Raw genomic sequence first — 18,648 nt, forward strand, 5'->3', positions numbered from 1 at the left:
TTTCGATGGAAAATTCAGAATCAATGAATCCTAAGAAATTTAGTCGAATTTTAGTTGGGGTAGACGATTCACCTGATGCACAGCTGGCCTTTCGCTACGCTATGAACCGGGCCAAGTTTGACGACTGCGAGTTGGTGATTTGTTCTGTGTTGGAATCAGACAACATGAATATTTACCAGGCTCTAAGCAAGAATTACGTGCACGGGCAACGCGCAGACTTACAGAAACATTTACAACAATATCAAAAATTAGCCGAACGTTTCGGCATTAACAAAGTTAGTATCATCATTGGGGAAGGAGATCCCGGTGAGACCATTGTGAAGAACATTATTCCTGAGGTGCAACCAGATTTGCTGGTTGTCGGTTCGCTGTCTCAAACTGGCGTGCGGAAGTATTTCGGGAGCCAGGCGGCCTACATGGCAAAATATTCTCCAGTCTCTGTGATGATTGTTCGATAGCGCCAAATGGGGCTTTTATCAACTGCATGTGAAAATAATATACAAGTAAGCCCTTGCATTGGGAAACTTTTTTTCATACAATGTATCTTATGCAAAATGATTCGCCCAACTCCGGCAGGGTGGGAGAATCTGAATCGAGCATAGGAAAAGAGAGAAAAGCATGCAGTTCGTCGTTTTATTCTTGGGTATTTTACTGTTACTATTTTTAATTATTAAAGTAAAATTGAATACCTTTGTTTCACTGATTGTCACTTCAATTTTGGTGGCATTAGGGTTGGGCATGAACCCAGCTGACATTGCAACCTCCATCAAGGACGGGATCGGTAGCTCCATGGGCGAACTGATTATCGTGTTTGGATTCGGGGCCATGATTGGCCGGTTGGTTGCCGATGCCGGGGGATCTTACCGTATCGCCCGGACCTTGATTAACATGTTTGGGAAGAAACGCTTGCAAGTTGCCATCGTGGTCGCTTCCTTCCTGATTGGGATTTCCTTACTCTTCGAAGTTGGGTTAGTCTTGGTTACACCAATCGTCTTCGCAGTTGCGCTGGAAGCCGAAGTGCCATTCCTCTATCTGGGGATTTCTATGGCCGCGGCGCTGTCTGCCACGCAGGGATTCTTGCCACCACAACCGTCACCTACGGCCGTTGCAACGGTCTTGGGTGCCAACATTGGGGAAATGCTGCTGATTGGGATTATCGTGGCGATTCCTTGTGTGATCGTTGCCGGTCCTATCTGGACGCGTGTGATTCGGCGGTTCAATCCAGACCTATTCGTGATCAAGCGTTCTTTACCGGCCTTCGGGGAAGTAAAGGAATTTGACTTGAAGGAGACGCCTGGATTTGGGCTGTCCGTCTTGACGTCGTTGTTCCCAGTGGTCTTCATGGCTGCGGCAACGATTTACCAACTATCCGTCGATGGTGGGGCTGCACCGAAGAATCCACACGGGCTTGATGCCATTGTTGCGATGCTGGGGAATCCGGTTATTGCCATGGTACTGGCCTTACTGTTTGCCATTTGGTCCATGGGTTTCCATCGTCAACGAACGATGAAAGAAATCAGTGCGACTTTGGAAGATGCCATTAAGTCGATCGCCATGTTACTGATGGTTATCGCAGGGGGTTCTGCCTTTAAAGAAGTCCTGATCGATGGTGGGGTCGGGAAGGCTGTGCAACAATTAATGATGCACTCCAGCCTTTCTCCAATCTTGCTGGCTTGGTTGATTACGGTTATCTTGCGAATCTCTTTGGGTTCCGCAACGGTTGCCGGGATGACTGCCGCCGGACTGGTCTTGCCTTTGATGACCACCTTGAGTGCCGATCCCGTAATGGTTGCTCTGGCCATTGGGGCTGGTTCATTGGCCGCGTCACACGTGAACGATGCTGGATTCTGGATGTTCTCAGAATACTTTGATTTAAGTGTTAAGCAGACGTTCCAGGTGTGGACCACGTTGGAAACGGTTATTTCTGTCGTTGGTTTAGGCATGGTTATGCTGATGAACGCGATTATTAACTAGATGTTAAATAAGCCACATCACCGAAGAATACTGGTGATGTGGCTTTTGATTTAGCAAAATTTTGTGATCATCTTTTTCGATTAATCATTTAGAACAGTAAGCTGTAACGAGACAGTATGTAGATTGAAAGGTATAAGTGTCTAATTATCGAAAGGTAAGAGGAAATTGTGAAATAATCGCGAATCCTGCCTTTTAAGGGGGATGCGGGTAAAAGAAAAAGAACCTGGGGAAGGCCCCAGGTTCTTGGTGATATCCGAGTTCATATAGCGGTAACGGTGTGCCACAAAACCAACTAGCTAACTATCTTATAGCGCACGTTTTTACACGTCGTTTATTTTTCCTCACGGATAATGTACATTGGTCGATGTTTGGTTTCCAGGTAGATCTTACTGATGTACTGCCCTAAGATACCGAGACAGAACAGCTGAATCCCACCGATTGCCAAGAAGATCACGACCAGAGAAGGCCAGCCAGCAACTGAACCGCCAACGGTCAAGGCCCGGATGATCACGAAGATCAGGGCAACAATCGAGGCGATAAATGACAAACTGCCGACCCAAGTAGCTAGCCGTAACGGCGCATTGGAGAAATCAATGATTCCCTCAATGGAATAAGCAAATAGTTGCCGCAGACTCCAATGCGTCGTGCCAGCCGCGCGGGGTTGACTTTCATATGTCAGGTAGGTCGTCTTGAAGCCGACCCAACTGAAGATTCCCTTTGAGAAACGGTTGAATTCAGGTAGAGAGAGAACGGTGTCCACAAACTGCCGGGTCATTAACCGGTAATCACGGGCGTTCGGTTCAATCCGGACATCTGAGAGCCAATTGATAACACTATAGAAACTTCGGGAGAGAAATGCCCGAAGTCGACTCTGACCGCGACGTTCCTGTTGAATGGTTCCAACACAGTCGTAGTCTCTATTTTCAATCAGATCGACCATTTCTGGCAAGAGCTCTGGTGGATCTTGAAGATCGACGTCCATCACGGCTACCATATCCCCGGTAGTAGCTTGTAATCCCGCGGCGAGTGCCGATTCCTTCCCAAAATTCCGAGAGAACGACCGAAAGTGGACGGTCTCCGGATGATCTTGGTGTAATTGCTTCATTTCTTCTAAGGTGTGGTCGTTGGAACCATCATCCACAAAAATATATTCCGGCATGACAGTCGGCGTAGGGGTATTCATGGAATCGATCACCTTGCTAACGGTTCGGTAAAATAATGGAATAGACTCCTCCTCGTTATAGCAAGGAACGACCAGACTAAGTTTTTTCATCACAGACATTCCTTTCACACAACGATACCATCTTACCTCAAATATTGGGGGCTTACCATTAAATTTTTTTTACAGGCAGAAGTCAACTTCATCAGACTGGATAACGTGGGTCGAATGACTTGGATGGTCAAATGGCATGATGTGAGGGCCGCATGACATTTTTAGGATTCATTTTGAACCTATACGAGTTGAATTAATCGGCTGTCACGACTATTGTTTCACTAGATACGAAAAGGATTGTGATTGATGTCGTCTTCGGGTAAAGTCTTCTGTAACCCCTCAATTAATTGTCATGGTCGGCTGTCGTTCATTAGTTTAGCTGAGTAGTCGCTGGGAAGCTAGTTATAGGACTGAGATTGTTAGTGCAACGATTGGTATCGATTGATGAACGATGCACAGGACGCGGTGTGGCCCCGGTTACAGGTGCATGAGTCACCTTTCCAGCTTATTTCTGATAATTCGTGGTGAAAAGCGGGTAATCCGTAACATGGTGAGCGCCGTTCTGCTATAATTGACCCTAATCAAGCAACGTTAATTTGGAGGGAACATAGTGACGAAACCAATTAAAGTAATGACGGTGTTCGGGACCCGTCCAGAAGCCATTAAGATGGCACCAATTATTTTAGCCATGCAGCAACGGCCAACTGAATTTACACCGATTACGGTGGTCACGGCACAACACCGTGAAATGCTCGATCAAGTCCTCGACATCTTTAAGATTAAGCCGGACTATGACTTGAACATCATGAAGGCTAAGCAGACGCTCAGTGACATCACCACGCGGGTATTGACTAAGCTAGATGATATCATCACGGAAGCAGCACCCGATATCGTATTGGTCCACGGGGACACGACCACGACATTTGCGGCCAGCATTAGTGCCTTTTACCATCAGACCATGTTGGGCCATGTGGAGGCCGGCCTGCGGACCTGGAACAAGTATTCACCATATCCAGAGGAAATGAACCGGCAGTTGACCGATATCTTGAGTGACCTATATTTTGCGCCGACAGAATTGTCTAAGGAAAATCTGTTGAAGCAAGCCCATCCGGCAGATCATATTTACGTGACCGGGAATACGGCGATTGATGCCCTGAAACAGACGGTAGATGCAAACTATCATCACGCCGTTTTAGACCAAATTCAGGCCGGACACCGGTTAATCCTGATGACGATGCACCGTCGTGAGAATCAGGGTGCCCCCATGCACGCCGTTTTTAAGGCCGTCCGGGCAGAAGTTGAGGCCCATCCCGATGTGGAAGTGATCTATCCGGTTCATTTGAGCCCAGCCGTTCAAACGGTCGCTCATGAAGAATTAGGTGGTATGGATCGGATTCATCTGATCGATCCACTGGATGTGGTTGATTTCCACAATCTGTCGGCTAAAAGTTACTTCATCATGACTGATTCCGGTGGGGTTCAAGAAGAAGCGCCATCGTTGAATAAACCGGTGCTCGTCTTGCGAGATACTACGGAACGGCCTGAGGGCGTCACCAACGGGACACTGAAGTTGGTGGGTACTGATCCGAAACGTGTGACGGCGGCAATGGAAAGTTTATTAAGCGATCAAGCTGCCTACGATAAGATGGCGCAGGCCGAGAACCCCTATGGGGATGGTCACGCGTCAGAGTACATTCTGACAGCGATTCAAGAAAAATTTAATGGAGGAAATGCTAATGGGTGAGACGGCCTATGATCGAGCCGAAATAAAGACGACTGAACAGTTGTATGAAATTATGCGGGAGATTCATCAGAGTGCTGCTAGACATAATGAACATTTTGACTATAAGATTCTGCGTAACGTACACTTTGCAAACAAGGTTAAGAATCCCGTGACCCAGGAAATGAACGAGGGAGATTCTTGGCGGGTGATGCAAATTGACAATCTGTTAGTGACTTCTTTTGGGGTCATCAACGTGGAAAGCAAGTACTGGCGCGGGATGATCTTTCATGATCTCTCTGAAGAAATCTTTTCATCCAGTCTGGATGACTTCTCTGGCGTGAATTTGAGTGGTCGGGAGAAGGAAGTGCCAAAAGCCTTGGCGAGCCATTTAGACCGTTTTTTCCTACCGAATCTGTCGGATGAAAATGAATCTTTGACTCAGGGGTATACGATGAGCCTGGAGCAAGAAGGTCGTGGGCAGCGGTCCATCACACTTCACACCGGGATCAGTAATCCGGCCACCCAGGCAGAACTGTCTTCTAAGCTGCTGGTGCGTTACATCAATAGTGAAATTACGATGCACCGTCAGTTGGAAAATAAGAACGACCGAATCATCGACTTTGTGAAGCCATTGGTTTACTATAATTACTACGACCGTTACAATCACAGTAACTCGTTAGTGGTTGGGAATAAAACAAAACTGAATGCCCATGACGCGTACAATTGTACGGCGGTGGCCAACTATGACGATTTGGCAACCTTTATCGAAGCTTTTCGTCAGGCAAAACGGGTGCGGTTCAGTCGTAAGACCTTGGAGAAAATGATTGGTACCTTGAAGTTTGCCGAGGATTACGGGTCGTTCTAAATCTAGTGAAAGGGGCCATGGCTCGTGTGGCAGAAATGGCGCCCGCATTTAGCGGGAATCAACCGGATCATCCAAACCATCGGTAAGCACTATCAAATGGCGAACGTGTCTGACTCGGCGGCGGTATTAGCGTACTATACCCTTTTGTCATTGTTTCCAGCATTATTGGTTCTAGCAAGTTTATTGCCCTTTTTTCATATTGAGACGAGTACCGTGATGAACAGCATCGAGCCGTTTATTCCGGAGAACGTGTACGACTTACTGGCACCGATTATCCATTCGTTTTTAAGCAATCGAAGTGGTAGCGTATTGTCTATTGGGGTAATTGTCGCCATCTGGTCTTCATCCCGAGCTGTTGCCGCATTTCAGCGAACGGTCAATGGGGCGTATGGTGTCGTGCGGAAGCAGAATGCCATTGTTAATCGGGTGGTGGCATTCTTTTGGATGGTGGCCTTAATTGCTTTTTTGTTCTTAATGATGCTGTTCTTTAGTGTGGGACAGATCGTCTTGGAACGGCTCACACCACTTTTGCACATACCGACGCAGATTTTAGCGTACGTTAATGCAGCGAAGTGGCCGGTAACGTTTGTGATGACATTCTTTATTCTGATGATTCTGTTTTACTTCGTTCCTAGTGTGAAATTAAAATTACGCTATATTTGGCCAGGCGCATTAACGGCGACCCTGGGCTGGTTATTGCTCTCACAGGCATTTAGTTGGTATTTGAAATTCTTTGTTCACAATATTGATAGTTATAAAACGATTGGGACATTTATTGTTTTGATGTTTTGGCTGGATTTCACGGCCCTAATTTTAATGTTTGGTGCGGTGCTCAATGCTGCCATACAAGACTTAGTTGAAGGGACCATCGAAGAGCAGGCAGTCTTTACCTATATTTTGAGAGATCGGTTGAAGCGCAATAACAAGAGTCATTGAAAGCATTGCCTGTCTAAGCGATTAGACGGGCAGCGGTATAAAAGCAGTTGTTATGTGAGATAAGACGCACAAAAAGCTACGATTCATCAACTTCGAAAAGTTTGATGAGTCGTAGCTTTTAGACACAGTTGCATTGCAGCGATGTCACCGAACAACGTGGGGCGATAGTGATGCAACTTAGGCCTGTTGCGTGTTGACGACCAGTTGTGTGGTAAAGTCATCAAGTTGCGCAATAGCCGTCTGATCTGGTTCCAAGTTAATTTTGACACTAGGCGCCCCCTGAGATGCACCGGTCTTGGTGAAGACGGCCTCAAAGTGATCAACGGTTGTGTTGTAGTAGTCGCCGTAGAAGGTGTCACCGGAACCAGCTACGCCGAAGGTCTTGCCATGGAGGTCTAGCGTCTGTAAGTCTTCATAGAAGTCGAGCCCTTCATCTGGCAAAGAGCCCTCATCGTAAGTGTAGGCGCAGACCACACAGATGTCGGCTTGATTGAATTCCGCGGCATCGGTCTGAGAAATCTCAGTTTCAGTGACCTGGCAACCCAGGTCTTCTAATCTTTCGGTAATAATGTCGGCAACGTCTTCGTTATTGCCGGTGATTGTGGCGAAGACCACGTGTGCTTTTAGCAAAAGCGTTCACTCCTTTAGTCATACTGATTGCCGTTAATTATAGCAGGCAATCGTGATAGTGACTAGCGATGGTGACGTGTGGGGATGATAGTGACGCTGAAAATATGATTGACTAACTAAACCGCTATTGGGGTCGTCACCTCGGTGAGAGAACTGGTAAAATGATGACAGAAGACGAGAAAAGGATGTGACCTGAATGGCCGAAATTACTATGATTGAAGCACAGAAACGGAGTGGTCGGTTTAACATTTACGTTGACGGGCACTACGCGTTCCCCGTGAGTGAGAGTGTGTTGGTCGACTTTCGTCTGTATAAGGGCATGGAGATCGACAAGGAATTGGAGGAACAGCTGACCGCTGCCGATGATGTGGCGAAGGCGTACAATCGTGCACTGGATTATTTATCCCATCAATTACGAACCGAGAGAGAAGTTGCTGACAAGTTAGTGACATTGGAGATTCCCGAGGAGACCATTGAACAGACACTCAAGAAGCTACGTGAGTTTACGCTAGTGGATGATGCACACTACGCCGCAAGTTACGTGCGCACAGTGATGCACATGGGAGACAAGGGACCGCGTGTGATCCGCCAACATTTACGGCAGAAGGGCGTTGGCGAAAAGGTGATTGACGATGCACTGACCCTTTATACGCCAGAGGAGCAATTGGCCGTGGGGACGGCCGTGGCGGAGAAGTTGGCGAAGCGCTATCAGCACAATTCATCGCGTAATCAGGAGCAGAAGATGCGCCAGGGGCTGATGACACGGGGGTTCGGTGGTGATGAGATCAAGGCGATGCTCGATGCCGTGGACTTGACGCCGGATGTGGATGAGCAACAGGCACTACTTGCTAAGCAGGGTGAAAAATTCTTACGGCGGTACCGGGCACTTAGTCCCTCGGAACGGCAGTATAAAACAAAACAAATGTTGTACCGCAAAGGATTTAAGCTGGATGACATTAGTCAATGGCTGGCTGATTTAGGGGAATCGGCTGAATAAGCCCATTCGGAATTAAAGGGTAAGGGGGAGTTACCATGAATTCTAAAGTTATGGGAACGATGCTGGCATTTGCTACGGTATTGGGCCTCAGCGGGGGGCTGGCTTGGTGGTTTAACAATCAGGCCAAGACACAGGCGGAAACAAAGACAAGCAGTAGTTCAATCGTCCGACAAGTGAAGCCTAAGAAGGAAAAAACGGTTGTGAAGAAGGCCGTAGCTATGGCAAGGCCAACGGCAGCCACGCGGGAGATTGATGCAGTTCTCCGAGCCAATCGGTTTGTGGGGACGGCGCTGGTCGTTCATAATAAGCGAGTGATCTACCAAAAAGGCTGGGGATACGCAGATGCAGCGGATCACAAGAAGAACGGCGCCCACAGCGTATACCAGTTGGCATCCGTGCAAAAGTCGTTTACGGCGGGACTGATCATGAAACTCGCCAGTGAGGGTAAGCTATCACTCACCGATCCCTTGTCGAAATACTACCCAACGATTGCCGGGTCCGATGAGATCACGCTGCGGGATATGTTGGACATGAAGAGTGGGTTGACGCTGTCCGCATTTCCGGACAAGCTCCACTCGGAAAAAGGAATGATTCGCTTTATTTTAAGCAATGTGGTGAGTCGCCCAGCTCAGATCGGTAAGTGGGATTACTCACCAGTTAACTTCATGTTGCTATCCGGGATTGTTCAGAAGACGAGTGGTGAGAGCTACCGCCGCTACTTCACCCAGAACATTACCGATGCTTGGCACCTGAAGCACACTGGATTTGTCTTCAACATGGCGGACCAGGCCACGTACGCACAGGGGTACCAGAATGCCAATAATGCGGATGTGACGGCTAACTACAATTCTCAGTTTGGGGAATCCAAGGCTTCGATGTTCTATCAGTTCGGGACGGGGCAGGTCTACATGTCTGCGCGTGATCTCTACACGGCCCAACGGAACATGTTACAAGGCAAGCTCTATCCAGAAAATGACGTCAGCGTCTTGCTGACGCCGGGGACGACCTCAATGTATGGTGGTGGGATGTATGTCTATCCAGGCTACGTTCGGACCCATGGCTTGGCATATGGATACGAAGCGACATCTCTGCTGAGTAAGGATGGGACGGATGGCGTCGTGCTTTTGAGTAACTATTACCGGGCCAACCAACTCTCGCAGACGCCGGCGATTCAGATTTGGAACCTGTTGCAGGCCGGTGAACTTGGGAAGTAACATGACTTGTGAGTCAATGTAGAAGTGATTGTCGGTCATATCCAGGTAAAATAAAAAAGCAGACACGAGAGCACCGCAGATACCAATTAGAATGGTGCCCGCAGCTATCGTGTCTGTTTTTTGGTTGGCCCGGTGTGCACGATTGCTGAGAGAAAGCTTCAAATTGGAAGCTAATCGATCAGTCAATCATCCAACCGGCTAAGCATTGGGACGACTGCCATAAGCGCGCTTAGACTTGTATCCGGCCGCCAGAATCTGCCGCATGTCGGCAATGTGACGGGCCTTCGTGTCATCGGCCTTGACACCGAAGATGTAGCGGGCCCATTCGCGTTGATAGCCAACGGTTAGGTTAGCAAAGAAGGCGGTGAGCTGCGGATCATCAGCCAAAAGATCGGCGACTTGGGGAATCATGGGTTCAAAGGTACTTAGTGGTGCTTGTGTCATTAAGTATTCACCTCACGTGTTGATTCTTTCAGTTTATCTTAAATTTACGGGTCACCCAAGGATTTTGTTCAGGAATGTGGCAGTGCCTATTCAATAATACGGCCGAATCTGGTATAATATTGATTGAATTTTTATAGTTACCCGTTACTTAGAAAGTAGGGTTAATACATGACGCGCGAAGCTAGAGGACCTAAGGAAGGCGACTTCATTACGATCAAAAGCTACAAGCACGACGGAAGTTTGCATCGAACTTGGCGCGACACGATGGTACTCAAAACAAGCGAGAATGCCCTCATCGGCGTTAATGATCACACGTTGGTCACTGAAGACGATGGGCGGCGGTGGGTGACAAGAGAACCCGCTATCGTTTATTTCCACAAGCATTACTGGTTCAATATTGTTGCGATGATTCGGGATAACGGGGTGTCGTATTACTGTAATCTGGCTTCCCCGTATGTTTTGGATAAAGAAGCGCTCAAATATATTGATTATGATCTCGACGTAAAGGTCTTTCCGGACGGTGAGAAACGCTTACTCGACGTTGATGAATATCAAGATTTCAGTCAACGGTGGCAGTATGGCGAGGAAACCGATCAGATTTTGAAGGCAAACGTCTTGACCCTCGTCGATTGGATTAATCATCACAAGGGCCCCTTTTCTAAAGCCTATGTCGATCTTTGGTATCAACGGTATCAGGAACTGTTACGACGCTCAAATTAATTGCGGCGTAGACCTGTAAGAGTTGTCTTCCGTATCACCAGGAGCAAGTCATTCGTGGCTGGCTCCTTTTTTCAAAAAAGCATCGTTGTTGCTAGACACCGTTAAAGGCCATTAGGACTTGTTGTGTCTTGAAATACGATTTAAAAATAAACTACGAACGAGAGGGGTATTGCCCATGAAGTGGGTCGCCAATTCACGACTGATGTTTTGGTCCGTGGAACTGTTGATTGTCGCTGCGTTGATCTGGGTTTGTACACAGATCAGCTTCTTATTCTCCCCAATTGGCATCTTTCTCTCCACAATATTTGCGCCACTACTGATCTCTGGAATCCTCTTCTATCTGCTGAATCCGGTGGTCAAGCTTCTGGAGAAGGTGCGCTGGAAGAAATTTCACATCAACCGAACGGGTGCCGTTTCATTGGTCTTCTTACTCCTGGTCCTGGTTATCGTGGCCGGGGCGATGTGGGTGATTCCCCGCTTGGTCACGCAGGTCACGACACTAGTTGGCAATATTCCAGACTTTGCGAAGTCTAGTGAGGCTGTACTCAATAAGCTGATCAATCATCCATTACTGAAAGAGATTGATTTTTCCAAATACTTAACGCAGATGCAGAGTGCATTGTCCAAATACGCGCAGAGCTTCATGAGCGGCCTGACCAGTGGCATCGGTAGTATTATTGGTACGGTCACAACCGTTACAGTGACGGCGGTCACAGTGCCCGTGATGCTATTCTATATGTTGAAGGATGGCGACAAGTTCATGCCGGCTATTCGAAAATGGTTACCCGCTAAGCATGGGGAGCAGACGGCTGAGTTATTGGGACGCATGAACAATACGATTGCCCGCTACGTGGGTGGTCAGATCGTCGAGTGCCTCTTCGTGGGGAGCTTTACGGCGATCGGTTACTTCTTTGTGGGTGAAAAATATGCGCTGTTGTTAGGATTCTTTGCCGGGATCTGCAACCTGATTCCTTACGTGGGACCCTATATTGGGATTCTCCCAGCACTCATTGTGGCATTTGCAACGAGTACCAGCCTGATCATTTACGTGATTATCGTGGTCGTGGTGGTCCAACAGATCGATGGGAACCTAGTTTACCCCAACATTATTGGGAAGAGTTTGCAGATTCACCCGTTAACCATCATTATCCTCTTACTGGCGGCTGGGAACATTGCCGGGCTGTTGGGGATGATTCTGGCGATTCCGCTGTACGCCGTAGTCAAGACGGTAGTGCAGTACCTTTATACCATTTGGCAACTGGAACATGCGGAGAAGAAGTCACTGTAGGACGTCATTCGGCAAGATGGTGTCACCTGACGACTACCTGTGTTGGAATTTTCGTAAATTCGCCTAAGTTGGGTAGAAATTATCAAGAAATGACTAACGTTTGTGGTTTGAAGTTGACGTGACCGCTGAATATGCTACTATTTAGATTGTTATTGGATTTTTTGAAAAATAGACCCCGGGTAAAATAACCGGGAAATTAACCAGATAAAGTAGGAGATTCTACATGAAAAAAGTAATTACTTACGGAACGTTTGACCTGATCCATAAGGGTCACATTCGCTTATTGAAACGGGCCGCAGCCTTAGGTGACGATTTAACGGTTTGCGTATCTTCCGATGAATTTAATGCGGAGAAGGGTAAGCGGGCTTATACCTCTTACGAAGACCGGAAATACATCTTGGAAGCAATCAAGTACGTTGACCACGTGATTCCAGAAACTACTTGGGACCAAAAGATTCGCGACGTCCAGGAAAATAACATTGACGTTTTTGTTATGGGTGATGACTGGAAGGGTAAGTTTGACTTCTTGAAGGATTACTGTGAAGTCATCTACTTACCACGGACGGAAGGCATCTCCACGACTAAAATCAAGCACGATTTAGGTCTTTCCGATGAAAAAACTTGGACGGAAGACGAAAAGTAGTGTTGGCAGTGAAATCCTTAGTCGCAGACTAGGGATTTTTTCTTAGGAACGCGTAGACGGAGGCAAACGAATGCAGCAGATGATATTTTTATTGACATCCCTCAATGGGATTCACAAACCGAATTTCTCCACGCAATTGTTAAAGGCTTTGAAGAATGGGACGCAGGTCAGTGTCTTAGTGGCGATGGTCGATTTTGAATCAGTCTGGACAGTGCGACAATATTTAAATCAGCTGGCTAGAAAGAACAGTCAAGTTAAAAAAATCCGGCTGATTACCTTGGCTGAAATGTTTGCGGATGAGCCAGGGCTGGCCTTGACTACTGAAGAACGCCATGTGATGGGGCTCGACAACTATGAGCAACGATTGTTTGCTGATAATCAGGAGCAGGTCAAGCGGTACCTGAGTGAAGGCCACATGGTGGCTGAGTTGCGGCAGATCGATGATGAGACACCAATGGTTCTGCGCCAGTATCAAGCGGATCAATTGGTCCAAGTCGATACGTACGGATTAGACGGTCAGGTCGTCGGAATTGAAAAAATTCAAAATGAAGTTGCCCAGACTAGCTATCTGCTTAATCGGCGCGGAGAAGCCGTCTTACGCTTCGTAAGACATGAGCGACCAATCGAACACATTTATAATTTAAGTGCGACCTCGGCTATGCTAGCTACCGAATTCGAGGGAGCTAAGCAAGTAGCCACCTCGGAGGCGCTGTCGAAGCGGCAACGGGAACGCGTGGAAGCCAATACGGTTGACCAGACGCAGATTGTGACGGCTACGGAGGCTTACTATGGTGTCTTGGCTTACTCGAACTATCGTCGTTTCAATGACGTTTTTGCCTTCTATCAGGCGGTTCTCAGTCGATTGTTGACGGATGATACCCGGTTGTACGTTGATTTAGCGGTCAACGCACACTTCTCACCACAAATGCCGAACCAACTGATTTTTAACTACTAAGGAGTTTTTCCATCGTGCGTGCGATTTTATCAGGATTACATCATAAAAAGAATTTACAGGAACTCGAGCTCGAACTGATCGATGTGCCGGAACCGTTCGACGATCTTGCGGTAACGTTCTTGGAAAAACAAACCAAGGCGTCCATCACGATTCCCGTCAGCAAGGTACTGAGTGCACAGGTCGTTCGGCTGCGGCTCAATGCGAATGATCTCCAATTTCCAGCAGAGGGTCAGAGTGAGTTTAGCTGGGAACTCTATTTAAACTTACAACAACAGAATACACGCGGGCTGATTCAGGTCGAGAGTGAATACTTGAGTGATCGTCATCAGTTGACGCTGACCAGCTACTACCAACTGAATAGCGATGCTAACGGGATGGCCTTGTTTAATATGCATACGGAACAAGCGGAAGATGAGTTCACCATTAACGCAATCAACCTGCAAGATGACCAACTCCAAGTGATCGGACCTAGTCGAATCAACAACCACGCAATCACCAATCAGCGACTGGTCTTGAAGAACGTTCAGGCGGACAGCTCGGCAGAATGGCCAATTACCCAGATGACCTTACATGGGCTATTCACGGGGCTCATTCCGTTATCCGATCTCGCGGCGGACAGTACCCAGCAGCTCTTCATTCGCTCAACAATCGATGGCCAAGACTTGGAGCAACGTGTGGTCTTAGCCAAGTCGTTGGCTGGTCAAGTGACGCAAGCCGTGACACCAGGCCACCGCTTGGTAATCATTGACAAGCGTTTTGATAATGGTATTCGGGTTCAGGAAACGGCCGCACCATCCATTCCACAACGTCTGGCGAATGTGCCAGGCAAGGTGGGCGGCGCAACGAAGCTCCTCTCGATGTTAATGGATAAGGCCAACCTGTTCTACATGCGACGACTGTTCAAGCGAGGGCACCGGCCTTACGATCAACCCACGTTAATTTTTGAAAGTTTTGGTGGACGACAGGTCAGTGATTCACCTTACGCTATTTACCAGTTATTCAAACAACTCTATCCTGGTTTTACCTTTATCTGGTCGATTGACCGGTCACAAAAGAAGCTCTGCAAAGAAAATGGGATTCCATTTATTATTCGGCGGACTTCCAAGTGGGTGCGGACACTGGAAAAATCCAGTTTCTGGATCAGTAACGCGCGCTTTCCATCTTGGATTAAGAAGCCCAATTATGTGACCTATATCCAAACGTGGCACGGAACGCCGCTGAAGAAACTGGGCTTGGATATTGAAAATGTATCGATGCCCGGGACCACGACGACCAAGTATCACGCCAACTTCGTTCGTGAAGCCAATCGCTGGGATGCATTGGTTTCACCTAACGACTACTCCACACGAATTTTCCGGTCGGCCTTTGGATTTAACAATCAAATCTTAAAGGTGGGCTATCCGCGTAACGACGAACTCATCAACAGTACCCGCGAAGATGTGACCGCGTTGAAGCAGGAGTTGGGCATTCCGTTGGATAAGAAGGTTGTGCTCTATGCGCCAACCTATCGGGACAATCAATTTGCTGAGAAGGGGAAGTACACCTTCGAGCTACCATTCTCCCTCGATGAATTTCGCGATCAGTATGGCACGGATGCCGTGTTGGTTCTGCGGATGCACTACTTGATCAGTAATGCGTTGGATATCAGTGGCTATGAAGGGGTGGTCTTTGACTTCTCCAATCATCCGAACATTTCTGACCTGTACCTGATCAGTGACATGCTGATTACCGACTACTCATCCGTCTTCTTTGACTTCGCTTACCTGAAACGACCAATCCTGTTCTACCCGTACGATTATCACATGTACAAGGATGAATTGCGAGGGTTCTATCTCGATTACGAGAAGGATCTGCCGGGTGAGATTGCCCACAACGAGTCGCAATTGTTGACGATGATCGGTGACAAGCTGAAGACGCCGGACATGAGCGATGATCAGAAGTTTATGGACTTCTACCAACGCTTCTGTTCGATCGACGATGGGTTAAGTTCTCTGAAGATCGTTAACTACGTGGTTCAACAGATCGAAAAGAACGGGTAACGTCGTCGCCGTCATTTGACCTTAAATTTGCAGATAAGAAAAGCGAAGCCAGTCGGGCTTCGCTTTTCTGTCAAAATAGGATTGGATGCCGTAACGACGGATGCAGATTGGTTATTCGTGAAATCTTGTGGCCTGATGATACGCGTGGTTGCTTAGCTGGGTAGCTGTGTGGCTTGGCTGCACCGTCCCTTGAAAGTAGTGATCCAAGATCAAACGGTAATTGCGTTTGACAAGAGTCAGATCCGGCCGCTTCTGCGTGGTCAGTTGGGCCTGGGCACTCTTGGCTAGCCGCAAGGAAGTTGTCCCCTGACCGGTGTGCTTGACGAGATAGGTTACGTTCTTGCTGGCCTTCTTGTCACGGGGCGTGACTGGCTGATTTGCAGCGTGGCTGCTGGCCAGTGAGGTATTCATGTTGGCCGTCAGACTGACGATCTCGTAATACTGGTCCTTTTTAACCCGGACGTGATCATAAGTCTTGAATAGCAAGACGTTGAGCAGTAAAGCGATGATGACCAGGCCGGCACCGCTAAAAATAACGGTCATGGCCGGTCGCAGTCCGCGCCGACGGTGTCTGGCAATGAATAGCCCAAGTAGCCCGCCTACCGCAATCAAGGCCCCCAGGCTAAAAACTATTTCGATGATGATGGCTTCGGTACTCGCCGACATATTTTCACCCGTTTCTCGATGCGTTCATTCTTTTATGATACCACGAAATAACGGGGGTGCGGGGCAAAATGGGCCTGGACCGTGAATTGTAACGCTAAATGTGTTAAAATCAAGAGCTGTGTAATCAAAAAATAACGACTATTTAAAATAAGAAATTTTGTGAGGACTAAACAATATGAGTGAAATTAAATTAGCATCTGCGGTGGACAAGCGCCGAACGTTTGCCATCATCTCTCACCCTGATGCCGGGAAGACGACGATTACCGAACAACTCTTGCTGTTCGGGGGCGTTGTGCGTGAAGCCGGAACGGTCAAGGCTAAGAAGAGTGGGAACTTTGCCAAGTCTGACTGGATGGAAATTGAACAAAAGCGGGGAATTTCCGTAACAAGTTCCGTGATGCAGTTCGACTATCAGGGTAAGCGGATCAACATTCTGGATACCCCAGGGCATGAGGACTTCTCTGAAGATACTTACCGAACGCTGATGGCTGTCGACTCCGCGGTCATGGTGATCGACTCTGCCAAGGGGATTGAACCTCAGACCAAGAAACTGTTCCAAATCTGTAAGATGCGGGGCATCCCGATCTTTACTTTTATGAACAAACTTGACCGAGACGGTCGGGATCCGATGGACCTGATCGCTGAATTGGAAGACGTGCTGGGGATCGAAGGGTATCCTATGAACTGGCCAATTGGGATGGGTAAGGAATTGAAGGGGCTGTACGATCGTTATCACCAACGGGTCGAGTTGTTCCGGCCAAAGGATGCGAGTCAACCTTATCTGCCATTGGACGACGATGGTGAATTGACAGAACACAATGACTTGGAAGAAGACGGCTGGTACCAGGATGCTCGTGACAACATGACGCTGATCGGCGAGGCTGGCAATCAATTTGATCAGGCGAAGATTGCTAGTGGGGATCAGACCCCAGTCTTCTTCGGCTCAGCTTTGGCCAACTTTGGGGTCAAAACATTCCTGGAAACGTATCTGGAATACGCTCCAGAACCTGCCACGCACCATACCCAAGAGGATAACGACATCAAGCCGACCGATCCTGAATTTTCGGGGTTTGTCTTCAAGATTCAGGCCAACATGAACCCGAAGCACCGGGACCGGATCGCTTTTGTGCGGGTCTGCTCCGGTGAGTTCGACCGTGGTATGGACGTCACACAGGAACGAACGGGCAAGAAGCTGCGACTGTCTAATGTGACGGAGTTCATGGCCGATACGCGGGAGAACGTCGAAAAGGCTGTGGCCGGGGATATTATTGGACTTTATGATACTGGGAATTTCCAGATTGGGGATACCATTTATACCGGAAAGCAGGCCGTAAAGTTTGAGAAGTTACCACAGTTTACGCCAGAACTTTTCGTCCGAGTCGCTGCCAAAAACGTCATGAAGCAGAAGTCCTTCCACAAGGGAATCAATCAACTGGTACAAGAGGGGGCCGTGCAACTTTACACATCTTACTCGACTGGTGATTACATTCTGGGTGCCGTGGGGCAACTGCAGTTTGAAGTCTTCCAGTTCCGGATGCAAAACGAATACAATTCGGAAGTTATCATGGAACCAATGGGTAAGAAGACTGCCCGGTGGATTGATCCCGATCAACTTGATGAACGAATGTCATCATCCCGGAATCTGTTGGTCAAGGACAGTCACGGTGATCCGCTGTTTCTGTTTGAGAATCATTTTGCAGAACGCTGGTTCAAGGACAAGTATCCTGATGTTGAATTGACGTCAAAACTATAATAATCGAGAGATCAGTATCACATGTGATTTCTGTAGAAGCAAAAGGAAGTTCTCATTCGGTGAGAGCTTTTTTTATATTCAAGTTAATAAGCGATGTAGATCGCTGAACAATACTCAAGTTGGTCATGGAGAGAGTCGTGCGGAAGAAGGGTGACGATGTGAGCGATAGCTGTCTGTATTATTTAAGGCGGCTCTTTCCCAGCTACAGGCAAAACTTTTGCGAAAACAACTGCGGATAATACGGCGGACTTACTAGCGGTGTTAAATTGGGGTGAGGGACAACCATTATGGGCCTGCGATAAGCATGTCATCAGTCTGGGGTCAGTTAATCCGATGAGAAAATGGTCGATTATCACACGAAACTTTAAGCTAGCTGTTACTAAATTTACAGGGGATTGTATTGTCGCTCATATAAACTAATAAAAGCGCCTTCAATTGGGTAGTTTAAAAAACTTGGAGAGGGGAGTGTCAAATTTTTTGTGTAAATGGAAGTCCTCTCCCATTAGCTAGCTTCTAATACATGGATTCTAACGTATCTTGAATTTGCTTGAAACCTCGATGCGTTCGCTCAAAATTTTGGCCGTTGTA

The 18,648-nt window shown here is 47.7% G+C and carries 17 protein-coding genes; 13 read left to right on the plus strand and 4 right to left on the minus strand.

From position 1 onward, the window contains the following. Positions 1 to 5 precede the first annotated feature (5 nt). Both ACKTSF_RS04185 and ACKTSF_RS04190 read left to right on the plus strand, forming a co-directional pair. Positions 6 to 458, plus strand: coding sequence for a universal stress protein (locus ACKTSF_RS04185; RefSeq protein ID WP_407886902.1), 453 nt, complete (start codon positions 6 to 8; stop codon positions 456 to 458). 160 nt (positions 459 to 618) lie between these two features. After that, entirely contained in the window at positions 619 to 1,974 is a 1,356-nt protein-coding gene (locus ACKTSF_RS04190) for a gluconate:H+ symporter (RefSeq protein WP_407886904.1), read from the plus strand. A gap of 331 nt (positions 1,975 to 2,305) precedes the next feature. Here the strand turns inward: ACKTSF_RS04190 and ACKTSF_RS04195 are convergent, their stop codons facing one another. Further along, positions 2,306 to 3,247, minus strand: coding sequence for a glycosyltransferase family 2 protein (locus ACKTSF_RS04195; protein ID WP_407886906.1), 942 nt, complete (start codon positions 3,245 to 3,247; stop codon positions 2,306 to 2,308). Between the two features lie 550 nt (positions 3,248 to 3,797). Here ACKTSF_RS04195 and wecB point away from each other — a divergent pair. The 3 genes from wecB to ACKTSF_RS04210 are packed head-to-tail and all read left to right on the plus strand — an operon-like array spanning position 3,798 to position 6,711. After that, positions 3,798 to 4,931, plus strand: coding sequence for a non-hydrolyzing UDP-N-acetylglucosamine 2-epimerase (wecB, locus tag ACKTSF_RS04200; protein WP_407886908.1), 1,134 nt, complete (start codon positions 3,798 to 3,800; stop codon positions 4,929 to 4,931). Beyond that, positions 4,924 to 5,775: a nuclease-related domain-containing protein gene (locus ACKTSF_RS04205; protein WP_407886910.1), complete on the plus strand. Its 852-nt coding sequence runs from the start codon at positions 4,924 to 4,926 to the stop codon at positions 5,773 to 5,775. Before wecB ends, ACKTSF_RS04205 begins: the two co-directional genes overlap by 8 nt. A 24-nt stretch (positions 5,776 to 5,799) precedes the next feature. Continuing rightward, on the plus strand, positions 5,800 to 6,711 hold the full coding sequence (locus tag ACKTSF_RS04210; RefSeq protein ID WP_407886912.1) for a YihY/virulence factor BrkB family protein: 912 nt from the start codon (positions 5,800 to 5,802) through the stop codon (positions 6,709 to 6,711). A 177-nt stretch (positions 6,712 to 6,888) separates the two neighbouring features. On the opposite strand, the gene ACKTSF_RS04215 is transcribed toward ACKTSF_RS04210, so the two are convergent. Next, entirely contained in the window at positions 6,889 to 7,341 is a 453-nt protein-coding gene (locus ACKTSF_RS04215; protein WP_407886914.1) for a flavodoxin, read from the minus strand. Between the two features lie 196 nt (positions 7,342 to 7,537). On the opposite strand from ACKTSF_RS04215, the gene recX reads away from it, so the two are divergent. Next, a complete protein-coding gene (recX, locus tag ACKTSF_RS04220; RefSeq protein WP_407886916.1) occupies positions 7,538 to 8,338 on the plus strand; it encodes a recombination regulator RecX in 801 nt (266 codons plus the stop codon). A gap of 35 nt (positions 8,339 to 8,373) precedes the next feature. Next, positions 8,374 to 9,552, plus strand: a complete 1,179-nt coding sequence (locus tag ACKTSF_RS04225; protein ID WP_407886918.1) for a serine hydrolase domain-containing protein — start codon at positions 8,374 to 8,376, stop codon at positions 9,550 to 9,552. Between the two features lie 198 nt (positions 9,553 to 9,750). Here ACKTSF_RS04225 and ACKTSF_RS04230 read toward each other — a convergent pair whose 3' ends face one another. Then, positions 9,751 to 9,996 (minus strand): YdeI/OmpD-associated family protein, encoded by a 246-nt coding sequence (locus ACKTSF_RS04230; protein ID WP_407886920.1) that lies wholly within the window; start codon positions 9,994 to 9,996, stop codon positions 9,751 to 9,753. A 168-nt stretch (positions 9,997 to 10,164) separates the two neighbouring features. Between ACKTSF_RS04230 and ntdP the strand changes: the two genes are divergently transcribed. From ntdP to ACKTSF_RS04255, 5 genes are all read left to right on the plus strand, one after another. Further along, positions 10,165 to 10,716 (plus strand): nucleoside tri-diphosphate phosphatase, encoded by a 552-nt coding sequence (gene ntdP, locus ACKTSF_RS04235; RefSeq protein ID WP_125701406.1) that lies wholly within the window; start codon positions 10,165 to 10,167, stop codon positions 10,714 to 10,716. 175 nt (positions 10,717 to 10,891) lie between these two features. After that, positions 10,892 to 12,004, plus strand: coding sequence for an AI-2E family transporter (locus ACKTSF_RS04240; protein WP_407886923.1), 1,113 nt, complete (start codon positions 10,892 to 10,894; stop codon positions 12,002 to 12,004). Positions 12,005 to 12,227: 223 nt separating this feature from the next. Further along, positions 12,228 to 12,647: a glycerol-3-phosphate cytidylyltransferase gene (tagD, locus tag ACKTSF_RS04245; RefSeq protein ID WP_125701408.1), complete on the plus strand. Its 420-nt coding sequence runs from the start codon at positions 12,228 to 12,230 to the stop codon at positions 12,645 to 12,647. Between the two features lie 70 nt (positions 12,648 to 12,717). After that, positions 12,718 to 13,602, plus strand: a complete 885-nt coding sequence (locus ACKTSF_RS04250; protein ID WP_407886925.1) for a hypothetical protein — start codon at positions 12,718 to 12,720, stop codon at positions 13,600 to 13,602. A gap of 14 nt (positions 13,603 to 13,616) precedes the next feature. Beyond that, positions 13,617 to 15,641 carry a CDP-glycerol glycerophosphotransferase family protein gene (locus tag ACKTSF_RS04255; RefSeq protein WP_407886927.1) on the plus strand — a complete coding sequence of 675 codons (2,025 nt, stop codon included), beginning with the start codon at positions 13,617 to 13,619 and terminating at the stop codon, positions 15,639 to 15,641. A gap of 111 nt (positions 15,642 to 15,752) precedes the next feature. Here the strand turns inward: ACKTSF_RS04255 and ACKTSF_RS04260 are convergent, their stop codons facing one another. Continuing rightward, on the minus strand, positions 15,753 to 16,307 hold the full coding sequence (locus ACKTSF_RS04260) for an apolipoprotein O family protein (protein WP_407886929.1): 555 nt from the start codon (positions 16,305 to 16,307) through the stop codon (positions 15,753 to 15,755). A gap of 175 nt (positions 16,308 to 16,482) precedes the next feature. On the opposite strand from ACKTSF_RS04260, the gene ACKTSF_RS04265 reads away from it, so the two are divergent. After that, the gene (locus ACKTSF_RS04265) at positions 16,483 to 18,060 is read left to right on the plus strand and encodes a peptide chain release factor 3 (RefSeq protein WP_407886931.1); all 1,578 of its coding nucleotides are present in this window, start codon (positions 16,483 to 16,485) and stop codon (positions 18,058 to 18,060) included. The last annotated feature ends 588 nt before the right edge of the window (positions 18,061 to 18,648 follow it).

Source organism: Levilactobacillus muriae, from assembly GCF_045862015.1.
GTDB classification, from domain to species: domain Bacteria; phylum Bacillota; class Bacilli; order Lactobacillales; family Lactobacillaceae; genus Levilactobacillus; species Levilactobacillus muriae.